At 74.3% G+C, this 23,506-nt stretch carries 25 protein-coding genes; 20 read left to right on the top strand and 5 right to left on the bottom strand.

Going from position 1 to position 23,506, the window contains the following annotated elements; translation table 11 throughout:
* The first annotated feature begins 151 nt into the window (after positions 1–151).
* From mfd to ACGF5C_RS05685, 4 genes are all read left to right on the top strand, one after another.
* Positions 152–3,826, top strand: coding sequence for a transcription-repair coupling factor (gene mfd, locus ACGF5C_RS05670; RefSeq protein WP_393297025.1), 3,675 nt, complete (start codon positions 152–154; stop codon positions 3,824–3,826).
* Positions 3,827–3,972: 146 nt separating this feature from the next.
* The gene (locus tag ACGF5C_RS05675) at positions 3,973–4,746 is read left to right on the top strand and encodes a hypothetical protein (RefSeq protein ID WP_393297027.1); all 774 of its coding nucleotides are present in this window, start codon (positions 3,973–3,975) and stop codon (positions 4,744–4,746) included.
* 2 nt (positions 4,747–4,748) lie between these two features.
* Positions 4,749–5,720 (top strand): nucleoside triphosphate pyrophosphohydrolase, encoded by a 972-nt coding sequence (locus ACGF5C_RS05680; RefSeq protein ID WP_393297029.1) that lies wholly within the window; start codon positions 4,749–4,751, stop codon positions 5,718–5,720.
* A gap of 9 nt (positions 5,721–5,729) precedes the next feature.
* Positions 5,730–7,349, top strand: coding sequence for a DUF885 domain-containing protein (locus ACGF5C_RS05685; RefSeq protein ID WP_393297031.1), 1,620 nt, complete (start codon positions 5,730–5,732; stop codon positions 7,347–7,349).
* A gap of 23 nt (positions 7,350–7,372) precedes the next feature.
* Here ACGF5C_RS05685 and ACGF5C_RS05690 read toward each other — a convergent pair whose 3' ends face one another.
* Entirely contained in the window at positions 7,373–8,305 is a 933-nt protein-coding gene (locus tag ACGF5C_RS05690; RefSeq protein WP_393297033.1) for an NAD(+) diphosphatase, read from the bottom strand.
* Positions 8,302–8,994: a hypothetical protein gene (locus tag ACGF5C_RS05695; protein WP_393297035.1), complete on the bottom strand. Its 693-nt coding sequence runs from the start codon at positions 8,992–8,994 to the stop codon at positions 8,302–8,304. Before ACGF5C_RS05695 ends, ACGF5C_RS05690 begins: the two co-directional genes overlap by 4 nt.
* Before the next feature lie 234 nt (positions 8,995–9,228).
* On the opposite strand from ACGF5C_RS05695, the gene eno reads away from it, so the two are divergent.
* From eno to ACGF5C_RS05715, 4 genes are read left to right on the top strand one after another with little or no spacing between them, the layout of a single operon-like run.
* Entirely contained in the window at positions 9,229–10,512 is a 1,284-nt protein-coding gene (gene eno / locus ACGF5C_RS05700) for a phosphopyruvate hydratase (RefSeq protein ID WP_393297037.1), read from the top strand.
* 32 nt (positions 10,513–10,544) lie between these two features.
* A complete protein-coding gene (locus ACGF5C_RS05705; protein ID WP_350703371.1) occupies positions 10,545–11,186 on the top strand; it encodes a septum formation initiator family protein in 642 nt (213 codons plus the stop codon).
* A 34-nt stretch (positions 11,187–11,220) separates the two neighbouring features.
* Positions 11,221–11,778 (top strand): DUF501 domain-containing protein, encoded by a 558-nt coding sequence (locus ACGF5C_RS05710; RefSeq protein WP_393297039.1) that lies wholly within the window; start codon positions 11,221–11,223, stop codon positions 11,776–11,778.
* A 2-nt stretch (positions 11,779–11,780) separates the two neighbouring features.
* Entirely contained in the window at positions 11,781–12,311 is a 531-nt protein-coding gene (locus ACGF5C_RS05715; RefSeq protein WP_393297041.1) for an amino-acid N-acetyltransferase, read from the top strand.
* A 10-nt stretch (positions 12,312–12,321) separates the two neighbouring features.
* On the opposite strand, the gene ACGF5C_RS05720 is transcribed toward ACGF5C_RS05715, so the two are convergent.
* The gene (locus ACGF5C_RS05720; RefSeq protein WP_393297043.1) at positions 12,322–13,224 is read right to left on the bottom strand and encodes an alpha/beta hydrolase family esterase; all 903 of its coding nucleotides are present in this window, start codon (positions 13,222–13,224) and stop codon (positions 12,322–12,324) included.
* A 100-nt stretch (positions 13,225–13,324) separates the two neighbouring features.
* Here ACGF5C_RS05720 and ACGF5C_RS05725 point away from each other — a divergent pair, with 100 nt between their 5' ends.
* The 3 genes from ACGF5C_RS05725 to ACGF5C_RS05735 all read left to right on the top strand — a co-directional run bounded on the left by ACGF5C_RS05725 (position 13,325) and on the right by ACGF5C_RS05735 (position 15,912).
* On the top strand, positions 13,325–14,323 hold the full coding sequence (locus tag ACGF5C_RS05725; RefSeq protein WP_393297045.1) for an ArsR/SmtB family transcription factor: 999 nt from the start codon (positions 13,325–13,327) through the stop codon (positions 14,321–14,323).
* Between the two features lie 22 nt (positions 14,324–14,345).
* Complete coding sequence (locus tag ACGF5C_RS05730; protein ID WP_393297616.1) at positions 14,346–15,275, top strand: exopolyphosphatase; 930 nt, start codon at positions 14,346–14,348, stop codon at positions 15,273–15,275.
* A 103-nt stretch (positions 15,276–15,378) separates the two neighbouring features.
* The gene (locus ACGF5C_RS05735) at positions 15,379–15,912 is read left to right on the top strand and encodes a hypothetical protein (protein ID WP_393297047.1); all 534 of its coding nucleotides are present in this window, start codon (positions 15,379–15,381) and stop codon (positions 15,910–15,912) included.
* 20 nt (positions 15,913–15,932) lie between these two features.
* Here ACGF5C_RS05735 and ACGF5C_RS05740 read toward each other — a convergent pair whose 3' ends face one another.
* On the bottom strand, positions 15,933–16,136 hold the full coding sequence (locus ACGF5C_RS05740; RefSeq protein WP_393258640.1) for a DUF397 domain-containing protein: 204 nt from the start codon (positions 16,134–16,136) through the stop codon (positions 15,933–15,935).
* Positions 16,127–16,936, bottom strand: a complete 810-nt coding sequence (locus ACGF5C_RS05745) for a Scr1 family TA system antitoxin-like transcriptional regulator (RefSeq protein ID WP_393297049.1) — start codon at positions 16,934–16,936, stop codon at positions 16,127–16,129. Before ACGF5C_RS05745 ends, ACGF5C_RS05740 begins: the two co-directional genes overlap by 10 nt.
* Positions 16,937–17,088: 152 nt before the next feature.
* Between ACGF5C_RS05745 and ACGF5C_RS05750 the strand changes: the two genes are divergently transcribed.
* From ACGF5C_RS05750 to ACGF5C_RS05790, 9 genes are all read left to right on the top strand, one after another.
* Positions 17,089–17,388 (top strand): hypothetical protein, encoded by a 300-nt coding sequence (locus tag ACGF5C_RS05750; RefSeq protein ID WP_393297051.1) that lies wholly within the window; start codon positions 17,089–17,091, stop codon positions 17,386–17,388.
* 58 nt (positions 17,389–17,446) lie between these two features.
* Positions 17,447–17,779, top strand: a complete 333-nt coding sequence (locus ACGF5C_RS05755) for a PadR family transcriptional regulator (protein WP_350686966.1) — start codon at positions 17,447–17,449, stop codon at positions 17,777–17,779.
* Positions 17,776–18,813 carry an HAAS signaling domain-containing protein gene (locus ACGF5C_RS05760; RefSeq protein WP_393297053.1) on the top strand — a complete coding sequence of 346 codons (1,038 nt, stop codon included), beginning with the start codon at positions 17,776–17,778 and terminating at the stop codon, positions 18,811–18,813. Before ACGF5C_RS05755 ends, ACGF5C_RS05760 begins: the two co-directional genes overlap by 4 nt.
* Positions 18,814–18,932: 119 nt before the next feature.
* Positions 18,933–19,412: a hypothetical protein gene (locus ACGF5C_RS05765; protein ID WP_393297055.1), complete on the top strand. Its 480-nt coding sequence runs from the start codon at positions 18,933–18,935 to the stop codon at positions 19,410–19,412.
* Between the two features lie 208 nt (positions 19,413–19,620).
* Positions 19,621–20,307, top strand: coding sequence for a dienelactone hydrolase family protein (locus ACGF5C_RS05770; RefSeq protein ID WP_393297057.1), 687 nt, complete (start codon positions 19,621–19,623; stop codon positions 20,305–20,307).
* Between the two features lie 19 nt (positions 20,308–20,326).
* Positions 20,327–21,040: a uracil-DNA glycosylase gene (locus tag ACGF5C_RS05775; RefSeq protein ID WP_393297619.1), complete on the top strand. Its 714-nt coding sequence runs from the start codon at positions 20,327–20,329 to the stop codon at positions 21,038–21,040.
* An 80-nt stretch (positions 21,041–21,120) separates the two neighbouring features.
* Complete coding sequence (locus ACGF5C_RS05780; RefSeq protein WP_393297059.1) at positions 21,121–21,864, top strand: DUF4129 domain-containing protein; 744 nt, start codon at positions 21,121–21,123, stop codon at positions 21,862–21,864.
* A 43-nt stretch (positions 21,865–21,907) separates the two neighbouring features.
* Positions 21,908–22,492, top strand: coding sequence for a hypothetical protein (locus ACGF5C_RS05785; RefSeq protein ID WP_393297061.1), 585 nt, complete (start codon positions 21,908–21,910; stop codon positions 22,490–22,492).
* The gene (locus ACGF5C_RS05790; protein WP_350703340.1) at positions 22,489–23,496 is read left to right on the top strand and encodes a MoxR family ATPase; all 1,008 of its coding nucleotides are present in this window, start codon (positions 22,489–22,491) and stop codon (positions 23,494–23,496) included. Before ACGF5C_RS05785 ends, ACGF5C_RS05790 begins: the two co-directional genes overlap by 4 nt.
* Positions 23,497–23,506: the final 10 nt, after the last annotated feature.

Here is a 23,506-nt window from a genome sequence, read left to right on the forward strand (position 1 = left end):
CGCCGGGCGCCGCCGTCGGCTCTGGGCGAGATTGTCCCCGCCGCGAGATAGGCTGGCGGGCGTGCACCCCCCGTCCCGACGGACGCGGGGCTTCTGTCGTGCTGCGGCGCTGCCGCGTGCCGAGCCGGCGACCCCACGGGAAGTGATTGACATGCTCACCGGTCTGTTCTCCGCCGCCCTGGCCGACCCCGGGCTGGCCCGGGCGCGTGACCTGGCACGCTCCGGTGCCGCGCAGGTAGACGGCCTCGACATCACCGCGCCGCCCGCGCTGCGCCCGTTCGCGGTCGCCGCAGTCGCGGCGGACCCGGTCGGCGACGGGGCCGGCGGCGGTGCCCGAGGCGGCGGGGCGGGTGGCGGCGCGGGCCGCCCCGTGCTCGCCGTGACCGCGACCACGCGGGAGGCCGACGACCTGGCGTCGGCGCTGGGCACCCTCCTCCCGCCCGAGCAGGTGGCGGTCTTCCCGTCCTGGGAGACGCTGCCGCACGAGCGCCTGTCGCCCCGCTCCGACACGGTCGGTCGGCGGCTGGCCGTGCTGCGCCGGCTCGCGCACCCGGGGTCGGCCGACGCGCACGGCCGCACCGGCCCGCTGCGGGTGGTCGTGGCGCCCGTCCGGTCGCTGCTCCAGCCGCAGCTCAAGGGGCTCGGCGACCTGGAACCCGTGCAGCTCGCCGCCGGCCAGGAGGCCGACCTGGAGGACGTCGCCCGCCGGCTGACCGACATGGCGTACGCGCGGGTCGACCTGGTCACCAAGCGGGGCGAGTTCGCCGTACGCGGTGGCATCCTCGACATCTTCCCGCCCACCGACGAGCACCCGTCCCGGGTCGAGTTCTGGGGCGACGAGGTGGAGGAGATCCGCACCTTCGCCGTCGCCGACCAGCGGACCATCGAGCAGGTGCCGCAGCTGTGGGCGCCGCCCTGCCGGGAGCTGCTGCTCACGCCGTCGGTGCGGAAGCGGGCCGCGGCGCTGGCCGAGGAGCACCCGGAGCTGGCCGAGATCCTCGACAAGCTGGCCGAGGGCATCCCCGTCGAGGGGATGGAGTCCCTCGCCCCGGCGCTGATCGGCGCCGACTCGATGGAGCTGCTGCTGGACTGCATGCCGGCCGGCACCCACGTGCTGCTGTGCGACCCGGAGCGGATCCGCACCCGGGCGCACGACCTGGTGCGTACCTCCGACGAGTTCCTCCAGGCGAGCTGGGCGGCGGCTGCCGTCGGCGGGCAGGCCCCGGTCGACCTCGGTGCCGCCGCCTTCCGGACCCTGGCGGACGTCCGCGCCGCCGCCGCGCGGCTGGGCCGGCCCTGGTGGACGCTGTCGCCGTTCGGCCTGGCCGAGGCGGAGGGCGCCCCGGCGCGGGAGCCCTGGGAGGACGAGCCGGGCGAGGTGGACGTCACCCCCGACGACGCGATCGCGGTGACCCTGGCCGCGCAGCCGGCCCCGCTCTACCACGGCGAGACCGCCCGGGTCGTCGACGACCTGAAGCGTTGGGCCGGCGAGGGCTGGTCGATCGCGCTGGTCTTCGAGGGGCACGGCCCCGCCCAGCGGGCGGTCGAGGTGCTCCGCGACGCCGGCCTCGGCGCGCGGCTGACCGAGGAGATCCCGGCCGCCCCCGCCCCCGGCGAGCTGCTGGTCAGCTGCGGCAGCCTGGCCAGCGGCTTCGTCGACGAGGCGTCCCGGTTCGTGCTGCTCACCGGCAACGACGTCACCGGCGGGCGGGGCACCTCCACGCGGGACATGCGCAGGATGCCGAGCCGGCGGCGCAACACCATCGACCCGCTGGAGCTGAAGGCCGGCGACCACGTCGTGCACGAGCAGCACGGCATCGGCCGCTACGTCGAGCTGGTGCAGCGCACCGTCAACGGCGCGTCCCGGGAATACCTGGTCATCGAGTACGCCCCGAGCAAGCGCGGCCAGCCCGGCGACCGGCTCTTCGTCCCCACCGACCAGCTCGACCAGCTCTCCCGCTACGTGGGCGGCGAGCAGCCCAGCCTGCACAAGATGGGCGGCTCGGACTGGCAGAAGTCCAAGGCCCGGGCCCGCAAGGCGGTCAAGGAGATCGCCGCGCAGCTCATCCAGCTCTACGCGGCCCGCAAGGCGTCCAAGGGGCACAACTTCGGCCCGGACACGCCGTGGCAGCGGGAGCTGGAGGACGCCTTCCCGTGGCAGGAGACGCCGGACCAGCTCGCGGCGATCGAAGAGGTCAAGCGGGACATGGAGCAGACCGTCCCGATGGACCGGCTGATCTGCGGCGACGTCGGCTACGGCAAGACGGAGATCGCCGTCCGGGCGGCGTTCAAGGCGGTGCAGGACGGCAAGCAGGTGGCGGTGCTGGTGCCCACCACCCTGCTCGTGCAGCAGCACTACAACACGTTCGCCGAGCGGATGAGCCAGTTCCCGGTGACGATCAGGCAGCTCTCCCGCTTCCAGACGCCCAAGGAGGCCGAGCAGGCCCTGGCGATGGCCGCCGAGGGCACCGCCGACATCGTCATCGGCACCCACCGGCTGCTCCAGGCGGCCACCCGGTTCAAGTCGCTCGGCCTGGTCATCGTCGACGAGGAGCAGCGCTTCGGCGTCGAGCACAAGGAGCACCTGAAGACGATGCGCGCCTCGGTCGACGTGCTGAGCATGTCGGCCACCCCGATCCCGCGCACCCTGGAGATGGCGATCACCGGCATCCGGGAGATGTCCACCATCGCCACCCCGCCCGAGGAGCGGCACCCGGTGCTGACCTTCGTCGGGGCGTACGACGAGCGGCAGGTGGCCGCCTCCATCCACCGCGAGCTGCTCCGCGACGGGCAGGTCTTCTACCTGCACAACCGGGTCGAGTCGATCGAGAAGGCGGCCCGGAAGCTCCGCGAGCTGGTGCCCGAGGCCCGGGTGGCGGTGGCGCACGGCCAGATGGGCGAGGAGGCGCTCGAGAAGGTGATGGTCGGCTTCTGGGAGAAGGAGTTCGACGTCCTGGTCTGCACCACGATCGTGGAGTCCGGCATCGACATCCCGAACGCCAACACCCTGATCGTGGAGCGCGCCGACCTGCTCGGCCTGGCCCAGCTGCACCAGATCCGCGGCCGGGTCGGCCGGGGCCGGGAGCGGGCGTACGCGTACTTCCTCTACCCGCCGGAGAAGCCGTTGACCGAGCACGCCCACGAGCGGCTGGCCACCATCGCCCAGCACACCGAGCTGGGCGCCGGCATGTACGTGGCGATGAAGGACCTGGAGATCCGGGGCGCCGGCAACCTGCTCGGCGGTGAGCAGTCCGGGCACATCGAGGGCGTCGGCTTCGACCTGTACGTGCGGATGGTCGGCGAGGCGGTGCAGGCGTTCAAGGGGGAGCGCCCGGAGGAGGAGACCGAGGTCAAGGTCGACCTGCCGGTCGACGCGCACCTGCCACACGACTACGTCGGCGTGGAGCGGCTGCGCCTGGAGATGTACCGCAAGCTCGCCGAGGCGCGCGACGAGGAGCGGCTGCGCGAGGTGGTCGCCGAGATGACCGACCGGTACGGCGAGCCGCCCGCCCCGGTGCAGAACCTGGTCGCGGTGGCGCGGTTCCGGCTGCTGGCCCGCCGCTACGGCCTCACCGACGTCTCCATGCAGGGCAAGCACATCCGGTTCGGCCCGCTGCCGCTGCCCGACTCGAAGCAGCTGCGGCTCAAGCGCTACCACCCGGACTCGGTCTACAAGTCCGCGCTCGACCAGGTCAGCGTGCCCCGGCCGAGCACCCGGCGGATCGGCGGCGAGCCGCTGCGCGACCAGGCCCTCCTGGAGTGGTGCGCCCAGCTCCTCTCCGACGTGCTGGGCGAGCCGGCGCTCGTGGCCACGCCGGCCAGCTGACCCCGCTCGTCGATCATGATGTTGTCGCCTCGACACCGCCGATATGGAGGGCGGCAACCTCATGATTACGGACGGTGGCCCGGGTCGGGCCGTGAGCAGGGTGGGGGGCGTCACAAGCGCCGGTTCGGCATGAGAGAGTGGCGAACATGCGTGCTCGCCGTCTGATCGCCGCCGCCAGCGTCGCGGCCCTCGGTCTCGTCTCCCTCGCCGCCTGCGGTAGGTCCGCGCCGGACGTCGCCGCGTACGTCGGTGACACCACCTACTCGATGAGCCGGGTGGACGAGATCTACGACGACGCCCAGCGGATGTTCGGCGACGCGGTCCGCGAGCAGGCCAGCCGGGCCGGCGCCACCCCGTCGCCGGATCAGCTGCGTTCGCCGGTGACCCGGCAGGACGTCGTCAACCTGCTGGTCAGCATCGACCTGGGCAAGCGGGTCGTGGCTGCGAAGAACATCAGCGTGCCCGACCAGGTCAGCCCCGAGGAGCTCCAGCAGCCGCTGCGGATGCCGGCCGGCGCCGAGTACGCGAAGCTGTGGGGCGAGTGGATCGACATCTCCGAGGCGCTCGGGCAGCAGCTACCGCCGGGCGAGCTGAGCGACGAGTCGGTGATGGCCGTCTACCGGGCCCTGGAGAAGACCGGCCAGATCGACTCCGGCCTGACGGTTGCCCAGGTCCGGCAGCTCTTCGGCGACGGTGGCTTCGTCCGCAGCGGCGCCGCGGTCAGCGCGGCCCTCCAGGAGGAGGCCGAGCGCGCCGACCTCTCGGTCAACCCGCGGTTCCAGCCGCTGGGCGTGCCGTCGCTGGTCGGCAACGGCCAGGCCCTGATCGTCTACTCGCTCCCGTACATCGACGAGGACGGCCCGGTCACCGATGTCTCGACTCCGGAACCGGTCCCGTCGAGCGGCCCGGCCGACAGCTGAGCATGCCGGCGCGGATCGTCCTGCTCGTCACCTCGCCCCGGCTGCCGGCCGGGCTGCTGACCGCCGCCGCCTGGGACGTCGTACGCCGGCATCCGGTGCTCGCGGGGGCGGAGAGCGAGCTGACCACGGCGGTCCGCGCGGCGGGCGCCGAGGTGACCGTGGTCGACGGTCCGGCGACGCAGGCGCTGCTGGACGCGGCGGCGGCGCACGGCACCGTGGTGTGGCTGGCCGGCCCGGCCGGCGACGAGTCGCTGGCCCGGGAGCTGGGCCTGCGGCTGGCCCGCGAGCCGGGACTGGCCGAGCTGGAGCTGATGTACGGCTCGTGGGACCCGCCGGGGGCCCGGCTGCTCGACGCGGTGGCGGTGCTGGACCGGCTGGTCTCGCCGGGCGGCGACCCGTGGAAGCGGGCGCAGACTCACCGCAGCCTCGCGGGCTTCCTGCTGGAGGAGTGCTACGAGGCGTACGACGCGATCAGCGCCGAGGACACCGACGCGCTGCGCGAGGAGCTGGGCGACGTGCTGCTCCAGGTGGTGCTGCACGCCCGGCTCGCCGAGGAGCTGCCCGAGGAGCGGCGGTGGACCGTCGACGACGTGGCCGGGGGCCTGGTCGACAAGATGGTCCGGCGCAACCCGCACGTCTTCGCGGAGGGCGAGGCGGGCACGCTGGAGGAGATCGAGGCGAACTGGGAGCGGATCAAGCGGGCCGAGAAGGCGCGTGACTCGGTGCTGGACGGCATCGCGCTGAGCCAGCCCGCGCTCGCCCTGGCCGCCAAGATCCTCGACCGTGCCGGCCGGGTCGGGCTCGCCGTGCCGCCCCCGCTGGCGGAGTCCCAGGTGGACCCGGAGGCGCGGCTCGGCGCGGGCCTGCTCGCCACGGTGGCAGCGGCCCGCGAGGCCGGCCTGGACGCGGAGGCGGCCCTGCGCCGAGCCGCCCTCGCCTACGCGGACGCGGTCAGGACGGCCGAACGCCGGTAGGGTCGGCGGGTGGAATCCTTTGTGCCGCTCGCCGAGCGGATCGTCGACGCGTTGCTGGAGAGCCGGCCGGGGCTCGCGACCTCCACCGGGGACCACCGGTACGACGACCGGCTGCCGGACCTGTCCGCGACGGCCGCCGCCGCCGACCAGGCGATGCTGAGGGAGGCCGCCGACGCGCTCTCCGAACTCGACCCGGACGCGCTGGGCGTCGAGGAGCGGGTCGACCACGCCCTGCTCACGTCGTTCGTCGACCGGGAGCTGTTCGAGTGGACCGAGATCCGGGCGCACGAGTGGGACCCGCTGGTGCACAATCCGGGGCCGCTGCTGCACGCGCTGGCCGCCCGCCCGTACGCCCCGGTCGAGGAGCGGCTGACCAGCCTGGCCGGCCGGCTCGCGGCGGTGCCGGACGCGCTGGCGACCGCCCGCGCCACGCTGCGCGACATGCCGCGCGTCCACGCCGAGACGGCGGTCGGGCAGTTCACCGGCACGGCGGCGCTGATCCGTGACGAGGTGCCGGCCCTGCTCGCGCAGGCGCCCGCCCTGCACGACCGGGTCGAGCCGGCCGCCATCTCGGCGATCGCCGCGCTGGAGGAGTTCGTCGCGTGGCTGCGCGTGGGCCTGGAATCCGACGCCGGCCCCGGGCGCGACCCGCGCCTGGGCCGCCGCCGCTGGGAGGCGCGGCTCTGGCACACCCTCGACACCGAGCTGGGCGCCGCCGAGATCCAGCGCCGGGCCTGGGCCAACCTGGACCGGGTCACCGAGGAGATCTGCGCGGCGGCCGTCGAGCTGGTCGGCGGCCCAGCCGACGACGAGACCGTGCGCCGCGCGCTGGACATGCTGGCCGCCGAGCACCCCGACGACCACACCATCGTGGCGCTCGCCTCGGTCACCCTGGACGAGGCGACCGACTTCGTCCGCGCCCACGACCTGGTCACCCTGGTCGACGACCCCTGCGTGATCCAGGAGATGCCCGAGTTCGCCCGGGGCGTCGCGGTCGCCTACTGCGACTCGCCCGGCCCGCTGGAGACGGCGGCCGTGCCGACGTTCTACTGCATCGCGCCCACCCCGGCGGACTGGCCCGCCCACCGGGTCGAGTCGTTCTACCGGGAGTACAACGACCACATGATCCGCAACCTGACGGTGCACGAGGCGATGCCGGGGCACTTCCTCCAGCTCGCCCACGCCCGCCGGCACGTCGGCCCCACCCGGGTCCGGGCGCTGACCGAGTCGGGGCCGTTCATCGAGGGCTGGGCGGTCTACGCGGAGGAGCTGATGGCCGGCCTCGGCTTCGGCGGCCTGCCGGTCCGGTTGCAGCAGCTCAAGATGCAGCTGCGGATGACCATCAACGCGCTGCTGGACCAGCTCGTGCACTGCGAGGGGCTGCCGGAGGCCGAGGCGATGGCCCTGATGACGGGGCGGGGCTTCCAGGAGGAGGGCGAGGCGGCCGGCAAGTGGCGGCGCGCGCTGCTCACCTCGACGCAGCTCTCGACGTACTTCGTCGGCTACAGCGAGGTGGCCGACATCGCCGCGGCCCGCCCGGCCGGCGTGTCGGTGCGCGACTGGCACGACGCGATGCTCGCCCACGACTGCCCGCCCCCGCGCCACCTGCGCACCCTGCTCGGCGTGTGAGCGCGCCCGGCCGCCGCGCGGGTTCAGCGCCGCGCGGCGGTCGCCGTCGCGTCGATCAGCCACCGCGAGATGGAGTACGCGGGCGGCAGCTCCGCCGGCAGCCGGTCGAGCGGGAACCAGCGCGCCTCGGTCAGCTCCCGCCCGTCCACCACCGGCTCGGCGGTGGGGTCGGCGGCGGTGGCGGTGAAGCCGGCGAGCAGCACGCTCGGGCCGGACAGCGCCCACGGCTGGCTGCCGAAGTAGGCCAGCTCGGCCAGCTCAAGCCCGGCCTCCTCGCCGACCTCGCGATGGGCCGCCGCCTCCAGCGTCTCGCCGGCCTCGACGAACCCGGCCACGAGCGCCCACAGCCCGGTCGGCCCGGACGCGTGCCGCACCAGCAGCAGCTCGTCGGGGCGGCCGGCCGGCCCGGGGCGGGTGATCGCCACCAGCACGGCGGCGGAGAACCGCATCGGCACGTAAAGGTCACAGTCGGGGCAGCGCCGGGCCGATTCCCCGGGCACGTCGGCCAGTTCGGCCCGGCAGGCCCCGCACCACCGGTGCGTACGCCGCCAGTCGACCACCGTCAGCGCGCGCCCGGCCAGTGTGGCGAGCGGCTCGGGCGCCTCGGCGGCGAGGGACCCCCAGCCGCGCCAGCGGCCGGGCAGCTCCTCCTGCCCGGTGGGCTCGGCCGCCCAGGCGGGGACGCCGTCCAGGGTGCCCAGCGGCACCCACGCGGTGCCGGCCGGCAGGTCGGCGACCCGCAGGACGGCGCCGTCGGCGCCGGTCAGCAGTTTGCGCCCGGCCACCGGCAGGGCCAGGTCGGTCGGCGCGGGCGCGACGGAGCGGTCGGCCCCGGGGACGAACCCGCCCGGTCGTCCGCGACCCGACGCCGCGTGCCCACCGGCCGCACCGGACGGGACGGCGGCCGTGCCGGCCGCGTTCAGGGCGGCGGCGTCCGGGCCGGCCGGGCCGGTCACGAGGTGGTCGTCCGGCGGTCCACCACGCCGGCGCCGGACGGCAGGTCGAACGCGGTGGCGTCGACCGTCTCGCGGTAGCGGTGCAGGGCCAGCTCGACCGGCTTGCCGTCGACCTTGCCGGTGAAGCTGCCCAGCGCCCCCTCGGTGGTCACGCAGGCGACGAAGTCGCCGCTCGACCGCTCCACGTCGACGCAGGTGGCGTGGCGACCGGCGAGGGTGGTGTCGCTCTGCGTGATCACCGCGTCCGGATCGAGCGCGGCGGCGGTCAGCAGCCCCACCACGATCGGCGGCGTGACCAGGCCCTGCTGCTTGGCCTCGGTGAACACGGCCACCGAGGGCTTCGCGTTGGGCGCGGGCGGGGCCTCCAGGGTGCAGGTCGCCCGGCCGGCGGCGGTCTCGCAGCGGGCGGTCGCCTCCGGGGTGACGGTGAGCTTGCCGCCCGGCCAGGTGTAGGCGGAGCGGGCCGGCTCCTGGGCCTGGACGATGGTGGCGGTCTGCCCGCCGGGAAGTTGGTAGTCGGCCGAGTACGTCAGCTCCAGCGCCCCGTCCAGCCGGGCGGCCATGTCGTTGACCAGGTCGGCCCGCCCGATCGCCCGGCCGGCGTCGTCCAGGGTCTGACAGCCGGTCACCGTGAGCGACGCGATGACCGACACGGCGAGCATGCGGAGAGTGGTCGAGGCGGCGGGCATGGCGAACAGCGTGGCCGATCGGGTCAACCGCGCGCAAACCCGTTGCCGGTTGAGGACCGAGAATTCGGGAATGTCTGCGTAAAGCGCCGCCGGAGGGCCGGTTCCGGATCCGGTCCCCGTGCGCCCGGACCGCCCGCGTCCGACGGCCGCCCGATACGCTGCGTTCAACACCTGCCTCAGCCGCACCGTCGCGGCCCGAACCGGACCGGAACCACACAAACGAGGAGCGACTCAGTGGCAACCATCGAGGGAATCGTCGCGCGGGAGATTCTGGACTCGCGGGGCAACCCGACCGTCGAGGTCGAGGTCGGGCTCGACGACGGCACGATCGCCCGTGCGGCGGTGCCCTCCGGCGCCTCCACCGGCGCCTTCGAAGCGATCGAGCTGCGCGACGGTGACGCCGACCGCTACCAGGGCAAGGGCGTCGAGAAGGCGGTCTCGAACATCGAGGACAAGATCGTCGACGAGCTCATCGGCTACGAGGCCAGCGAGCAGCGGCTGATCGACCAGAAGATGCTCGACATCGACGGCACCGACAGCAAGTCCGAGCTGGGCGCGAACGCCATCCTCGGCGTCTCCCTGGCCGTGGCCAAGGCGGCGGCCGGCAGCTCGGAGCTGAGCCTCTTCCGCTACCTGGGCGGCCCGAACGCGCACCTGCTGCCGGTGCCGATGATGAACATCCTCAACGGCGGCGCGCACGCGGACTCCAACGTCGACATCCAGGAGTTCATGATCGCGCCGATCGGCGCGCCCAGCTTCCGCGAGGCGCTGCGCTCCGGCGCGGAGGTCTACCACGCGCTGAAGTCGGTGCTGAAGAAGAAGGACCTGTCCACCGGCCTCGGCGACGAGGGCGGCTTCGCGCCGAACCTGCCCACCAACTCCGCCGCGCTGGACCTGATCGCCGAGGCGGTCGAGAAGGCCGGCTACCGGCTCGGCACCGACATCGTCTTCGCGCTCGACGTGGCCGCCACCGAGTTCTTCGACAACGGCACCTACACCTTCGAGGGCGCCGCGAAGACCGCCGAGGAGATGAGCAACTACTACACCAAGCTCATCGGCGACTACCCGATCGTGTCGATCGAGGACCCGCTGTCCGAGGACGACTGGACCGGGTGGCAGACCCTCACTGCCTCCGTCGGCGACCGCATCCAGATCGTGGGCGACGACCTGTTCGTCACCAACCCGCAGCGGATCGCCCGCGGCATCGCCGAGAACGCCGCCAACGCGGTCCTGGTCAAGGTCAACCAGATCGGTTCGCTGACCGAGACCCTGGACGCGGTGGACCTCGCCCACCGGGCCGGCTTCAAGTGCATGATGAGCCACCGCTCCGGCGAGACCGAGGACACCACCATCGCCGACCTGGCGGTGGCCACCGGCTGCGGCCAGATCAAGACCGGCGCCCCGGCCCGCTCGGACCGGGTCGCGAAGTACAACCAGCTCCTGCGGATCGAGGAGGAGCTGGCCGACGCGGCGCGGTACGCCGGGGCGGGCGCGTTCCCGCGCTACCGTTCGGCCTGAGACGCGCGAAGCCTCGGGGGAGGGGTGTGACGATGCAGCAGCGCCGCACACCGGGTGGTCAGCGTCCCGCCCGCCGGCCGGGTCACTCCGGCCGGCCGGGCGGGGCCCGGGGCGCCCGGGCCTCGGTCCGCGACGGCGGCGTCCGCGCCGAGCCGCGTGCCACCGCCGGTCGCGCACCGGGGACGGCCCGGGGCGCCGAGGGCGTACGCTCCGCGAACCGGCCCGCCGGGGCCCGTCGTACGGCGGCCGGCGGCACGGTCAAGCGGCTCACCGCACCCCACTCCCGGGGCCTCACCGGGCGGGCCACCGTGCTCTTCGCGGTGCTGATCGCGCTCGCCCTGGCCTACACCTACCCGGTCCGGGTCTACCTCGACCAGCAGGCCGACATCGAGCGGATGGAGGCCGCCCAGGCGGCCCAGCGCGAGGTGATCGAGGGCCTCTCCGCCGAGGCGGCCAAGTGGCAGGACAAGGCGTACATCGAGACGAAGGCCCGGGAGCGGTTCTTCATGGTCCGCCCCGACGAGACGCTGCTGGTCGTGCTCTCCGACCCCGAGGGCGCCGCCCGGGACGCCGGCGGGCCCGCCCAGCCGGCGAAGCCCGCCACGCCCGACCCCTGGTATGACACCCTCTGGTCCAGCGTACGGGCCGCCAACGGCGACCAGCCCGACAAGTGAGCAGCACCCGAGCACCGAACGAGAGATGGGCACCGTGACTGTTGTACCACCGCAGGAGCCGGCGGCGGACTCCGTACCCCCGCCGAAGCGCGAGCCGGCCACGGAGGCCGACCTGGCCGCGGTGGCCGCGCAGCTCGGACGCCCGCCCCGGGGCACCCGGGCGGTCGCCCACCGTTGCCCCTGCGGCCTGCCCGACGTGGTGGAGACGACGCCGCGCCTCGCCGACGGCACGCCCTTCCCGACGCTGTTCTACCTGACCTGCCCCCGCGCCACGGCGGCGTGCAGCCGGCTGGAGTCGGCCGGGCTGATGAAGGAGATGGCCGACCGGCTGGCCGCCGACCCGGAGCTGGCCGCGCGCTACCGCGCCGCGCACGAGGACTACCTGGCCCGCCGGGAGGCGATCGGCGAGGTCCCGGAGATCGCCGGCATCTCCGCCGGCGGCATGCCCGGCCGGGTGAAGTGCCTGCACGTGCACCTCGGGCACGCGCTGGGGGCGGGGCCGGGGGTCAACCCGTTCGGCGACGAGACGCTGGCGCTGGTGGAGAAGTGGTGGGCGGCCGGCCCCTGCGTGGACGTGCCGGCGGCCGAGTGACCATGGCGGGCGGGGGCGTGGCGGGGGCCGACGAGATCGTGGTGCGGCGGGCCCGCACCTCGGACGTGCGCGGCATCCGGCGACTGGTCGACACCTACACCGACGACCGGCGGCTGCTCAGCAAGGCCACCGTCACCCTCTACGAGGACGTGCAGGAGTTCCGGGTCGCGGTCCGGGCGGACGACGGCGCGGTGGTCGGCTGCGGCGCGCTGCACGTGATGTGGGAGGACCTGGCCGAGATCCGGACGGTGGCGGTCGACCCGTCCTGCCGGGGCCGGAAGCTCGGCCACCGGATCGTCGCGGAGCTGATCGACGCCGCCCGCGAGCTGGGCGTGGCCCGGATCTTCGTGCTCACCTTCGAGACCCGGTTCTTCGGCTCGTTCGGGTTCACCGAGATCGACGGCGCGCCGGTGCCGCAGCCCGTCTACGAGCAGTTGCTGCGCTCCTACGACGAGGGCGTCGCCGAGTTCCTGGACCTGGAACGGGTCAAGCCGAACACCCTCGGCAACACCCGGATGCTGCTGCGCCTCTGAACCGCCGCTCTCAGGCCCGGCGCGGGTGGGCGGCGAAGAAGGCCCAGATCAGCTCGGTGGCGACGAGGCCCGCGTCGGGGTCGGCGAGTTGGCCGGCCGGCGCGCCGGGCCACGAGTGCCCCATGTCCAGCAGCGTGTAGACGGTGACGTCGCTGCCGTCGGCGCACCGCGCGTCGGTGCGGGTGACGCCCGCCGCCCCCGCCGGTGGCCGACCCGATGCCGGTTTGCAGCCGAGCCGCCGCTGCCAGGTCCGGACGCCCTCGGTGAAGGCGTCGGCGTAGCGGTCCTGCCCGCCGATGAACGTGATCACCGACACCGGATGCTCGGGCATGTAGTCCTCGGGGGTCGTCCGGTGGCCGATGTAGCCACCGCTGACCACGCCGATCGCCGCGAAGACCCCGTCGACCTCGACGGCGGCCCGGAAACTCATGTCGCCGCCGTTGGAGATTCCGGTCAGGTAGATCCGGTCCGGATCGGCCCGCCACGTCTGGACGAGGTGCGCGGTGAGGGCCTTGAGGAACCCGACGTCGTCGGCCGTCCCGCAGCAGATCAGCGCGTTGAAGCCGGCGCCCCGACCGTCCGGGTACGCGACCAGGAAGTTCTCCCGGTCGGCCACCGCGTCCAGCCCGGTCGTCTCGCGCACCCCTGCGCCGCTGCCCGGATAGAAGTGCAGGGCGACCACCAGCGCGGTGGGGCGGGCCGGGTCGTAGCCGGGTGGGGCGTGCAGCAGGTAGCTCCGCTCGACCCCGTCGTGCGGCAGGGTCAGTCGGTGGTCACCGGCGGCGGGGCGCTCGACGGTCCCCGAAGGCGACGGGACCGGGGTCGCCCCGAGCCGCTCCCGATCCCCGCCGCCGCACGCCGTCGCGACGGTGATGAGCACCAGCCCCGTCAGCACTGCCATCGTCCGTCGCACGCCCCGCACTCCCCCTCCGTGACCCGGCGTCCACACTGGATTTCGCGCCGGGGACGGGTCAACCCTTTCGGTCCTGGCCGAAGGCAGGCAGTCTGCTGCCATGCTCCGCCTCCGCCTGAAACCGGCGGACCTGTGTCGGGTCCGGTTCGCCGACCGCCTGCATCCCGTCGGCACGGCCCTGCTGGCCTGTCAGGCGCTGCACGACCCCCGCACCGCCCGGATGACGCCGGGCCCCGCGGCGGACGCGGCGGCGGCGACGGGCCGGGTCCGGGCCGCCGCCGCCGTGCTGCGGCACTTGCTGCCCGCCCGCGGGCGGCTTCCGGACTTCCTCACTCCGTTCGACGGCCTGGAGTCGGTGGCCGCCGGTCTGGAGGCGATCCGGGCCACCCCCGCCCGGCGCATCCGGGCCGAGGTCTCCGCCGCGTACGCCGACCTGGCCGGGTCGCCGTTGCGCCGGCGGTTCGCCGAGGCCGACCGGGAGACGATGAGCCTGTTCGGCCGGGCGCTGGGCACCTGGCATGACGAGGTGCTCCGGCCACACTGGGCCGACCTGGCGGACGCGCACCGCCACCAGGTGGCGGGGGCGACCGGCCACCTCGCCACGCACGGGCTGGACGGCCTGCTGAACGCGCTGCACCCGGCGATCCGGTGGGAGGCGCCGACGCTGACCGTGCGGACGTGGTGGAACGGGACGGTGGCCGGCACCGGCCACGGCCTCATCCTGCTGCCCTCGCCGCTGGCCGGCCCGCACCCCCGGGTGCTGGTGGAACCGGACCGGCCGGTGCTGGTCGTGTATCCCGCGCCGCTGCCCCGCCGGGTCGAGGCGAGCGCCGCCGACCCACTCGGTCGCCTGCTCGGGGGCACCCGGGCGGCGGTGCTGCGCGGGCTCGCCGGACCGGGCCGACACACCACCACCACACTTGGCCGGGCGGTCGGGATCAGCCTCTCCTCGGCCTCGGAGCACGCGGCGGCGCTGCGGGCGGCCGGCCTGGTCACCAGCGTCCGGGAGGGCGGGGCGGTGCTGCACGGGCTGACACCGCTCGGCGCCGAACTGCTGGGCCGCGACGACAACCGGCCATCCACCCGGGGGCTGACGTAGGGTTGCTGCCGTGACGACGCGCGTGGCCGCCATCGACTGCGGGACCAACTCGATCCGACTGCTGGTCGCCGACCTGCCCGATCCCTCGGCGGGCCAGGACGCGCCGCTGGTCGACCTGAGCCGGCGGATGGAGATCGTCCGCCTCGGCCAGGGCGTCGACAAGACGGGCCGGCTGGCCCCGGAGGCCATCGAACGCACCCGCGTCGCGCTGGCCTCCTACGCGGCCGAGATCGAGAAGTTCGGCGCGGAGCGGGTCCGGATGTGCGCCACGTCGGCGTCCCGGGACGCCTCCAACGCCGCCGACTTCCGCGAGATGGTCGAGCGGACCCTCGGGGTCGCGCCCGAGGTGGTGACGGGTGACGAGGAGGCGCGGCTCTCCTTCACCGGCGCGGTACGCGGGCTGCCCGCCGGCACCGAGGAACCGTTCCTGGTCATCGACATCGGCGGTGGCTCGACCGAGTTCGTCGTGGGCACCCGCGCCGGCGGCGTCGAGGCGGCCATCTCGATGGACATCGGCTGCGTCCGGATGACCGAGCGGCACCTGCACGGCGACCCGCCGGGCCTGGACGAGGTCGCCGCCGCGCAGGCCGACATCGCCGTCGCAGTCGACCGGGCGCTGGCGGCCGTGCCGGGCCGGCAGGCCGCCACCCTGGTCGGGCTCGCCGGGTCGGTCACCACCGTGGTCGCCATCGCCCAGGGCCTCCAGGAGTACGACCCGGGCCGCATCCACCACGCCCGGGTGTCGTACGACGCGGTCGCCGACGTGACGGCCGACCTGCTCGGCAAGAGCCGGGAGCAGCGGCTCGCCATCCCGGTGATGCACCCGGGCCGGGCGGACGTGATCGGCGCGGGCGCCCTGGTGCTGCGGGTGATCATGGAGCGGGCCGGGATGGACTCGGTGGTCGCCTCCGAGCACGACATCCTCGACGGCATCGCCTGGAGCCTCGCGTAGCCGGCCGGGCAGCGACGCCGGCTGCGCGAGGTGGGAAACCGATGCGCGCCCGGTGTCGCCTTTGCGGCATGACAACCGGGAAACGAAGGATTTGAATAGCGGCATGAGCAGAGTGCCCAAGGTGCTGATCGCGGCGGCCGGCGTGACGGGCGTCGTGGCGTACGGGCTTCCGCAGCCGTGGTCGCTGGTGGCGGCCGTGGCGGACCTGCTGCTGGTCGGGCTGGCCGGCGGGCTCCAGCTCCGGGCCGGTCGCAACCGGGACGTGCTCCTGCGCCACCGGATCGAACCGTCCGAGCCCCTGGGATACCCGCAGCCCGACGGTCCGGCGACGTCCCGGTCCAAGCGGCGACCGCGGTGGCCCAGTTCCACGGTCAGGGAGGCCGCGCCTCCCACCAGCCGGATACACCGCCAGCCCAAGACGCGGCCGAACACCTTCCTCACCTCGGCGCCGGACCCGGTGCCCCCGCCCCCCGCTCCGCCCGAGTTAGCGCCCGACGTGCTTCACAGGCTGGTGAACCTGGAGACCCTGGTACGCACGACGAACGAGCGCGGGCAGCGGGCCCAGTGGTGGTTCTTTCTCGCCGGGGTCGCGGTGTCCATCCCGGCCGGTGTCGTGGTCAACCTGCTGACGGGCTAGCGGGACCCGAAACGGTGCCGTCAGCTTCGGAGACCCGTGCCGTCCACGACGCCGGTGACGAAGCGGGACCAGGCGGTCGGTCCGAAGGAGAGCACGGGGCCCGAGCGGTCCTTGCTGTCGCGGACCAGCACCACGCCGGGCAGGTTGTCGGCGACCTCCACGCACGAGGCGCCGCCGTTGTCGCTGCGCGTGGACTTGCGCCACCGGGCGCCGGTCAGCTCCATGTCTTTGCCACTTCCTGCATCAGGGCCAGCGACTGCCGCCGGGACAGCGCCTCTGAGCGGACACTTTCCCACCTGCGGTGCAGGCTGGCAATCTCCTCGGCGCGGTCCAGCACCTGGGCGCGCAGCGGGCTGTCGAGATGCGCCACCCAACCACCGTCGGCGTAGCCGGCCAGGATGAACGGCCCGGCAAGGCCCGGGTAGACGCCCACCTCGGTAGGAACCACATGTAGGTGGACGTGTGGACGGGCCGCCAACGCGATCAGATGTTCAAGCTGTTCGCGCATCACCCCGAGCTGGTCGACCACCGGCCGTCGCAGGATGCCCTCGTCGATCACCGCGACCAGTTGCGGTGGCTGGGCGCGGTCGAGGATCTGCTGCCGCTGGAGTCGGGCGGTCACCCGCTGCTCGATCTGGTCCGGGCAGTGAAGCCCGCCGCCAGCGAGGATCGCGCGGGCGTAGCCCTCGGTCTGGAGGAGGCCGGGCAGGACGGAGATCTCGAACCACCACAGCGTGGCCGCCTCCTGCTCGACGGCCACCCAGGGCCGGAACCAGGCCGGCGCGGTCTCCACGCTGACCAGCGGCAGGATCCGCCCGAGCAGGCCGCCGCTGTCCAGCGCCTCGTCCGCGCGCCGGACGAAGTCGAGCGAGGGCGTACGGCGGCCGATCTCCACCATCCCGACGAGCGAGCCGGAGTAGTTGATCCGCCGGGCCAGCTCCTCCTGGCTCAGCCCGCGCTCAGTGCGCAGCCGCCGCAGCTCTCCGGCCAGGAGATCCAGCGTCGACAGTTGGGGTCTCGTCATCACACCTCGCTCACCGGGCTTCACACGTCGGGCCGGGCGGGCCACCACCGGCCGGTGCCCGTCGCGTGACTTCCGACCGTAGTCGGGTGGTCACGATGATGGGGGTGACCCGGGGCCCACAGTGCCCTCACAACCCGACGAGGGGCGATGACGTGACGATCCGACGCCTCCACCCGATGTGGTGCGTGCCCGAGAGCGGCTGCGGGACCAGCGCGCTGCACCTGTCCCGCCTGCGGCCGGTCGCGCCGCGCGGCGACGAGGTGATCCAGGTGCGTGCCGCGCTCTGGCAGATGGACGTCGGGCGGCTGGCTCCGGCCGGCGTCCTGCTGGAGTTGTCGGCCGGCGACGATCCGGAGCGCTGGCCGATCGACCTGGCGCAGGCTCGCGCGCTGGTGCACGTACTCCGGGATCTGCTGCGGATCGCGGAGGAGGCGGCGCACCGCGCGACCTGACCCGCCGCGCGGCGCGCTCCTTTGACACTATTTCGCAATGCGCAGTAGTGTGCGAAGCGTGGACACCACACAGCTCCTGAAGGGCGTGCTGGATCTCGCGGTTCTCGCCGTCCTGCGCGAGGAGGACGGCTACGGTTACGACATCCTGCGCCGGCTCCGCGAGGCCGGGCTGGAAGAGGTCGGCGACGCCTCGGTCTACGGCACGCTGCGCCGGCTCTACGCCGCCGGCCTGCTGACCACCTACGTCGTGCCGAGCGAGTCCGGCCCGCACCGCAAGTACTACTCCCTCAACGCCGCCGGCCGGGACCAGCTCACCCGCTACGGCAAGCTCTGGCGCTCGTTCGCCACCACCATGGACGCACTGCTCGACGATCGGGGGATGGCGGCATGACCGTCACGGAGCAGGAGATCGCGGACTACGTCGCACGGGTGCGGGCCGCACTGGCCGACCTGCCGCCGGCACACCGCGACGAGTTGACCGAGGACCTGCCGGAACACCTCGCCGAGGTCGCCGTCGAGGCCGGCGGCAGCCTGGTCGAGCGGCTCGGCGCGCCCGAGGCGTACGCGGCCGAGCTGCGCGCCGCCGCCGGGGTCGGCGCCGTGGCCGGCGGACGCCGCCTCGACCGCCGCCTGGGCGCCGTCGTGGACCGGCTCCGCGCGCGGGCGCGGCGTTGGGACGTCCAACTCGGACCGCCCCTGGGGTACGCCACCGCGAGCGAGTTCCTCCGGCTGCTCCGGCCGGCCTGGTGGGTGCTGCGCGGCTACCTGGCCGCCATGCTCGTCACGGTGGCCACCACCGGTGACTCGTTCGGCGTGCTGCCCGAGCTGAACGGCAGCGCGCTGGCCGGCCTGGTGCTGCTCGCCGGCAGTGTGCTCGCCTCGATCTGGCTCGGCCACCACACGCCGGGCCTGAGCCGGCCCAAGCGGCGGCTGCTGCACGCCGGCACCGCCGTGCTGGTGCTCTTCGGGTTGGTCGGCCTGGCGGACATGAACAGCCGCGTCGGCTCGGGGGACTTCGGCTACGAGCAGATCTCGGTCGACGACCGGTACTCCCACGTCCGGGACGTCTACGTCTACGACAGGGAGGGCCGGCTGGTGGAGAACGCCCGGCTCTTCGACCAGAACGGCGACCCGATCCGCCTCGGCTACCCGCACTGCCCGGACGGGCGGGACCCGAACGGGGTCGGCAACCCGCTGCTGCGCCCGTACCCGTACTGCCCCGACCAGGCGCCGTTCGCGCCGTTCCCGCCGGCGGCCACCCCGCCCGCGCCCGGCCTGCCCCCGTTGGCGCCCACCGCGTCGGCCGACCCGTCCGGCCCGGTCCCGACGGGCAGCCCGACGGCCGGACCGACCGCGGTCCCGACCGCGGAGGCCCCGCCCGCGACGGAGGCCCCGGCCGCCACCCCGGCGCCGAGCCGGACGTGAGCCGGATCGCGTCCGGGAAAGCTGGGAAATAGCTGAACGGATGAGGTCGACGGGGCGGCGGCCGTCGTACCCGATCGCTACGGTGTCGTCTGCTCATCCACCCCCCGGAAGGACAACCCGTGTCAGAGCAGGTCGCACCGCCCCCCGCGCCGGACGCCGCGCAGCCCCCGTCGGCCTTCCCGGCGCCCCCGGCGGAGCCGGAGACGAAGAAGTCCGGCTCCAAGAAGGTGCTCGGCATCGTGGGCGCGATCGTCGCGTTCCTGGTCATCGCGGGGCTCAAGTTCGGCGTCGGCTCGGCGATCGGCAACTTCCTCAACAAGGACGAGACCGCCGACGCCAAGGTCGGTGACTGCATCGCCGAGCTGCCCGAGGTGACCGGCACCAAGGAGGAGGAGGTCGACGGCGCGAAGGTCGTCGAGTGCACCTCCACCGACGCCGTGTACAACGTGGTCGGTCGGGTCGACGGGCAGACCGAGGCGCAGGCCCGCTCCGGCGAGGCGTGCGAGCAGTACATCAAGGAAGACCAGGACGGTTACGTCTTCTACAGCATCGAGCCGGGCAAGAAGGGCTACCTGCTCTGCCTGACCAAGAAGGCCTGACCCGGCCCCACAGCACCACGGCACCGCCGACGGCGGCGCGGACGACGGTCCGCGCCGCCGTCGGCGTCTCCGCGTACGGCCGGCGAACGGGAGGTGAATGCCACTGTTCTGGCGTCTTCCCCGGGGTGCGCACGGCGTGGCAGGCTACCGGCACGTAGGACCACTGGGCGACCAGCCAACGATGACTGACCGCTAGGAGGACGGGCCGATGGGCGAAATGGTGAGCTTCACCAGCAACGGGGGTACGCGCGAGGGGTATCTCGCGATACCGTCCGGCGGTGCGGCCAGCCCAGCGGTCATCGTCATCCAGGACTGGTGGGGGCTCGTGCCCCACATCACCTCCGTCGCGGACCGGTTCGCCGAGGCCGGGTTCGTGGCCCTCGCCCCGGACTTCCGCCACGGCGGCCCGGCCAGCAAGCCCGACGAGCCGCGCCAGATGCTGAACAGCCCGCAGATGGACGAGGCGGCGGCGGACATCGCCGCCGCGGCGGACTACCTCGCCGGGCGTTCCGAGGTCACCGGCAAGGTCGGCTGCGCGGGCTTCTGCGCCGGCGCGAGCCTGGCCCTGTGGGCGGCCAGCCGCAGCGAACGGATCGTCGCCACCGCCGCCTTCTACCCCCGGCTGCCCTGGGACGGGATGCGCTCCGAGTGGGCCGACTACGCGGGCAAGGCCGCCCTCATCCACTGCTCCGAAGCCGACGGCACCTCCGCCGCCGACGGCGTGCAGACCGTCCGCCGCGCCGTCGAGACCGCCGGCGGCACGTGCCAGACCTACGACTACCCCGGCACCGCGCACGCCTTCTTCAACGAGGACCGGCCGGAGAACTTCGACCAGCGCGCCGCCGCCACCGCCTGGGCGCGCACCCTCGAACTCTTCCGGGCCAAGCTTGGCTGAGCCGCGTACGCCCGACGAGGTGGTCGCCCGCGCCGCGCGGGCGACGGACCTCGCCGACCTCGACGCCGCCGTCAGCGACTGCTTCGCCTGCCCCCGCCTGGTCGAGTGGCGCGAGGAGGTGGCCCGCACGCGCCGGGCGGCCTTCCGCGACCAGGAGTACTGGGGCCGGCCGGTGCCCGGCTTCGGCGCCCCCGACGCGCGCATCGCCATCCTCGGCCTGGCGCCCGCCGCGCACGGCGGGAACCGCACCGGCCGGATCTTCACCGGCGACCGCTCCGGCGACGTGCTCTTCGCCGCACTGCACCGCGCCGGGCTGGCCAACCAGCCGACGAGCGTCGCCGCCGACGACGGTTTGTCCCTGCGGGACACCCGCATCTTCGCCGCCGTGCGCTGCGCGCCGCCGGACAACAAGCCCACCCCGGGCGAGCGGGACACCTGCGCACCGTGGCTGCACCGCGAGGTCGCGCTGATCCGGCCCACCCTGCGCGTCGTGGTCGCGCTGGGCGCCTTCGCCTGGTCCTCGTGGTGGCCGGTGCTGCGTCAGGTGTACGCCCAGCGCCCGCCCGCCCCGCGACCGGCGTTCGGTCATGGGGCACACTGGTCCGGCACGGCCGCACCGGAGCTGCTGGGCTGCTACCACGTCAGCCAGCAGAACACCTTCACCGGACGGCTGACACCAGGGATGCTGGACGACGTGTTCGCCCGGGCGAAGCAGTTGGCCGGGGTGGACTGAGGCACGCGGGGGCGGTGGCGATGACGGACGGAACGCGTCGGCCCGCGACGCACCCCCCGGCGGCCCGGAGGTAACCCCGGATGGATCTGAGCGTGCTGCGCAGGTGGTGGCCGGTCGCCGCGGTCGGCGTCCTGCTCGCCGTCGCCGCGTTGGCGTCCGCCCACTCGTCGATCGGCGCCAGCCGGATCCCGCCCGCCGCCGACAACCTCCCCTACGTGCCGGAATACCCGACCGCCGAGCCGGCCGCGTCGATCCCCGTCGAGCCCCGGGACGCCGGCGAGGCCACCCAGGCGAGCATCCCGCCGTGGCTCGGCACGGTCGCCCTCGTGCTGCTGGGTTCGGCCCTGCTCGCCGCGTTCGGCTACCTCGCCTGGACGCTGGTCCGGGGCGCGATGCGCCGCACCACCCGGGCGCTGCCGCAGCAGCGGAACCGGCGTACGGCCGAGGGCACCGCCCGCGAGGTGGCCGCCGCCCTCGACGCCGGCCTGGTGGAGCTGGACGACGCGGACGCCGACCCGCGCGCCGCGGTCATCGCCTGCTGGGTACGCCTCGAAGAGGCCGCGGCCGGCGCCGGTGTGCCCCGGCTGGCCGGGGACACCCCCACCGACCTGGTCACCCGCCTGCTGCGGGGCGACCCGTCGGCGGGGGTGCCGGCGATCGTCAGCGCCGACGTGCTGGCCGAGTTCGCGCACGTCTACCGCGAGGCCCGGTACGCCACCCGGCCCGTCGACGAGCGCACCCGCGACCAGGCCCGTGCGGCGCTGCGCCGGCTCCGCGCCGAGCTGACCGCCGTGGTCGCCGGCGACGCCGGGGTGCCGACGTGACCGGGTCGTGGCGGGCGCGCGCCCGGCGTGATGAGGTGGCGCGGTGAGCAGCACCAGCATCGACGACCTGCTGAGCTTCGAGGAGGAGCGGCCGGGGCACGCCGGCCGGTCCCGGGGCGGGCGGGCCGGCCGGGTGTTCCGCGCCCTGGCCGGCATCGCGGCGGTCGTGGTGGTGCTGGTCGCCGGCCTGCGCGTGGTGGGCCTCCGGGTCTCCCTGCCGGTCCTGGTCGCCGGGGTGGTCGCGCTGTTCGTGGTGCGCCGGGTCGTTGCCGCCCTCGCCCCCCCGCCCCCGCCCCGGGCCGGTGCCCGGGCCCCGGCCGGCGACGACGACGGCACGTGGAACTGGGTTGCCCGGGACGCGCTGCGCACCGCGATCAACGGCTGGGAGCGCCCGCTGGACTGGTGCGAAAGCAGCCGGGAGCGGTTCGCCGAGCGGGTCCTGCCGCGGCTCGGCGAACTGGCCGACGAGCGGCTGCGTCAGCGTCACGGCCTGACCCGCGAGTCGGACCCGGCCCGCGCCCGCGCCCTGCTGGGCGACCGGGTCTGGACCTTCCTCAGCACGCCCTCCCGCCGCCCCCCGTCGCCGCGCGACCTCGCGGCGATCGTCGCCGAACTGGAGAAGATATGAACGACGTGGACCGCAGCATGCCCGCCGCGGAGGTCGGCCACCTCGCCCGGTCGGTGCTGGAGGCGGTCGGTCAGGTCGTGGTCGGCAAGCGGGACGCGCTGGAGTTGGTCCTCGCCGGCATCCTGGCCGGCGGGCACGTGCTGCTGGAGGACCTGCCGGGCCTGGGCAAGACGCTGACGGCCCGCTCCTTCGCGCAGGCGCTCGGGCTGGACTTCCGCCGGCTCCAGTTCACTCCCGACCTGCTGCCGGCCGACGTCACCGGATCGTTCCTCTACGACCAGCGCAGCGGCGACTTCGCGTTCCGGGCCGGCCCGGTCTTCACCAACCTGCTCCTCGCCGACGAGATCAACCGGACCCCGCCGAAGACCCAGTCGGCCCTGCTGGAGGCGATGCAGGAGAAGCAGGTCTCGGTCGAGGGCGTCACCTACCGGCTGGACGAGCCGTTCCACGTGCTGGCCACCGCCAACCCCATCGAGTACGAGGGCACCTACCCGCTGCCCGAGGCGCAGCTCGACCGGTTCCTCCTCCGGGTCTCCTTCGGCTACCCCGAGCACGAGGAGGAGTGGGAGGTGCTGCGCCGGCGGATGGCCCGCCGCCGCGAGGAGGCGGACATCAAGCCCGTGGTCGACGCGGCCACCCTGCGCGCCATGCAGGCCGCGCTGGAGGACGTGGTGGTCGAGGACTCCGTCGGTCGCTACATCGTCGCGCTGACCGCCGCCACCCGGGAGCACCCGTCGGTGCTGGTGGGCGCCTCGCCGCGCGGCTCGCTGGCGCTGCTGTTGCTGGCCCGGGTGCGGGCCGTGATGGCCGGCCGCGACTACGTGGTGCCGGAGGACGTCAAGGAGGTCGCGGCGCCCGCGCTGGCGCACCGGATCACGCTGCGTCCGGAGATGTGGCTGCGCCGCGTCGACCCGTCCTTCGTGGTCGGCGAGGTGCTGGAGGCGACCCCGGCGCCGGCCAGTGGGGCGCTGCCCAGCTACGCCGCCGGCCGGCCCGGGCACTGATGGTCGCGCC

Source organism: Micromonospora sp. NPDC047620, from assembly GCF_043205005.1.
In the GTDB taxonomy this organism is placed as follows: Bacteria; Actinomycetota; Actinomycetes; order Mycobacteriales; family Micromonosporaceae; genus Micromonospora.

Excerpts from the sequence above, each read along its gene's own strand:
- ACGF5C_RS05760 (WP_393297053.1), top strand. The coding sequence starts at position 17,776 with ATGACCGTCACGGAGCAGGAGATCGCGGACTACGTCGCACGGGTGCGG.
- ACGF5C_RS05740 (WP_393258640.1), bottom strand. The coding sequence starts at position 16,136 with ATGGAGCTGACCGGCGCCCGGTGGCGCAAGTCCACGCGCAGCGACAAC.
- mfd (WP_393297025.1), top strand. The coding sequence starts at position 152 with ATGCTCACCGGTCTGTTCTCCGCCGCCCTGGCCGACCCCGGGCTGGCC.
- ACGF5C_RS05705 (WP_350703371.1), top strand. The coding sequence starts at position 10,545 with ATGCAGCAGCGCCGCACACCGGGTGGTCAGCGTCCCGCCCGCCGGCCG.
- ACGF5C_RS05735 (WP_393297047.1), top strand. The coding sequence starts at position 15,379 with ATGAGCAGAGTGCCCAAGGTGCTGATCGCGGCGGCCGGCGTGACGGGC.
- ACGF5C_RS05675 (WP_393297027.1), top strand. The coding sequence starts at position 3,973 with ATGCGTGCTCGCCGTCTGATCGCCGCCGCCAGCGTCGCGGCCCTCGGT.
- ACGF5C_RS05745 (WP_393297049.1), bottom strand. The coding sequence starts at position 16,936 with ATGACGAGACCCCAACTGTCGACGCTGGATCTCCTGGCCGGAGAGCTG.
- ACGF5C_RS05695 (WP_393297035.1), bottom strand. The coding sequence starts at position 8,994 with ATGCCCGCCGCCTCGACCACTCTCCGCATGCTCGCCGTGTCGGTCATC.
- ACGF5C_RS05725 (WP_393297045.1), top strand. The coding sequence starts at position 13,325 with ATGCTCCGCCTCCGCCTGAAACCGGCGGACCTGTGTCGGGTCCGGTTC.
- ACGF5C_RS05780 (WP_393297059.1), top strand. The coding sequence starts at position 21,121 with ATGGATCTGAGCGTGCTGCGCAGGTGGTGGCCGGTCGCCGCGGTCGGC.
- ACGF5C_RS05790 (WP_350703340.1), top strand. The coding sequence starts at position 22,489 with ATGAACGACGTGGACCGCAGCATGCCCGCCGCGGAGGTCGGCCACCTC.
- ACGF5C_RS05680 (WP_393297029.1), top strand. The coding sequence starts at position 4,749 with ATGCCGGCGCGGATCGTCCTGCTCGTCACCTCGCCCCGGCTGCCGGCC.
- ACGF5C_RS05770 (WP_393297057.1), top strand. The coding sequence starts at position 19,621 with ATGGGCGAAATGGTGAGCTTCACCAGCAACGGGGGTACGCGCGAGGGG.
- ACGF5C_RS05715 (WP_393297041.1), top strand. The coding sequence starts at position 11,781 with ATGGCGGGCGGGGGCGTGGCGGGGGCCGACGAGATCGTGGTGCGGCGG.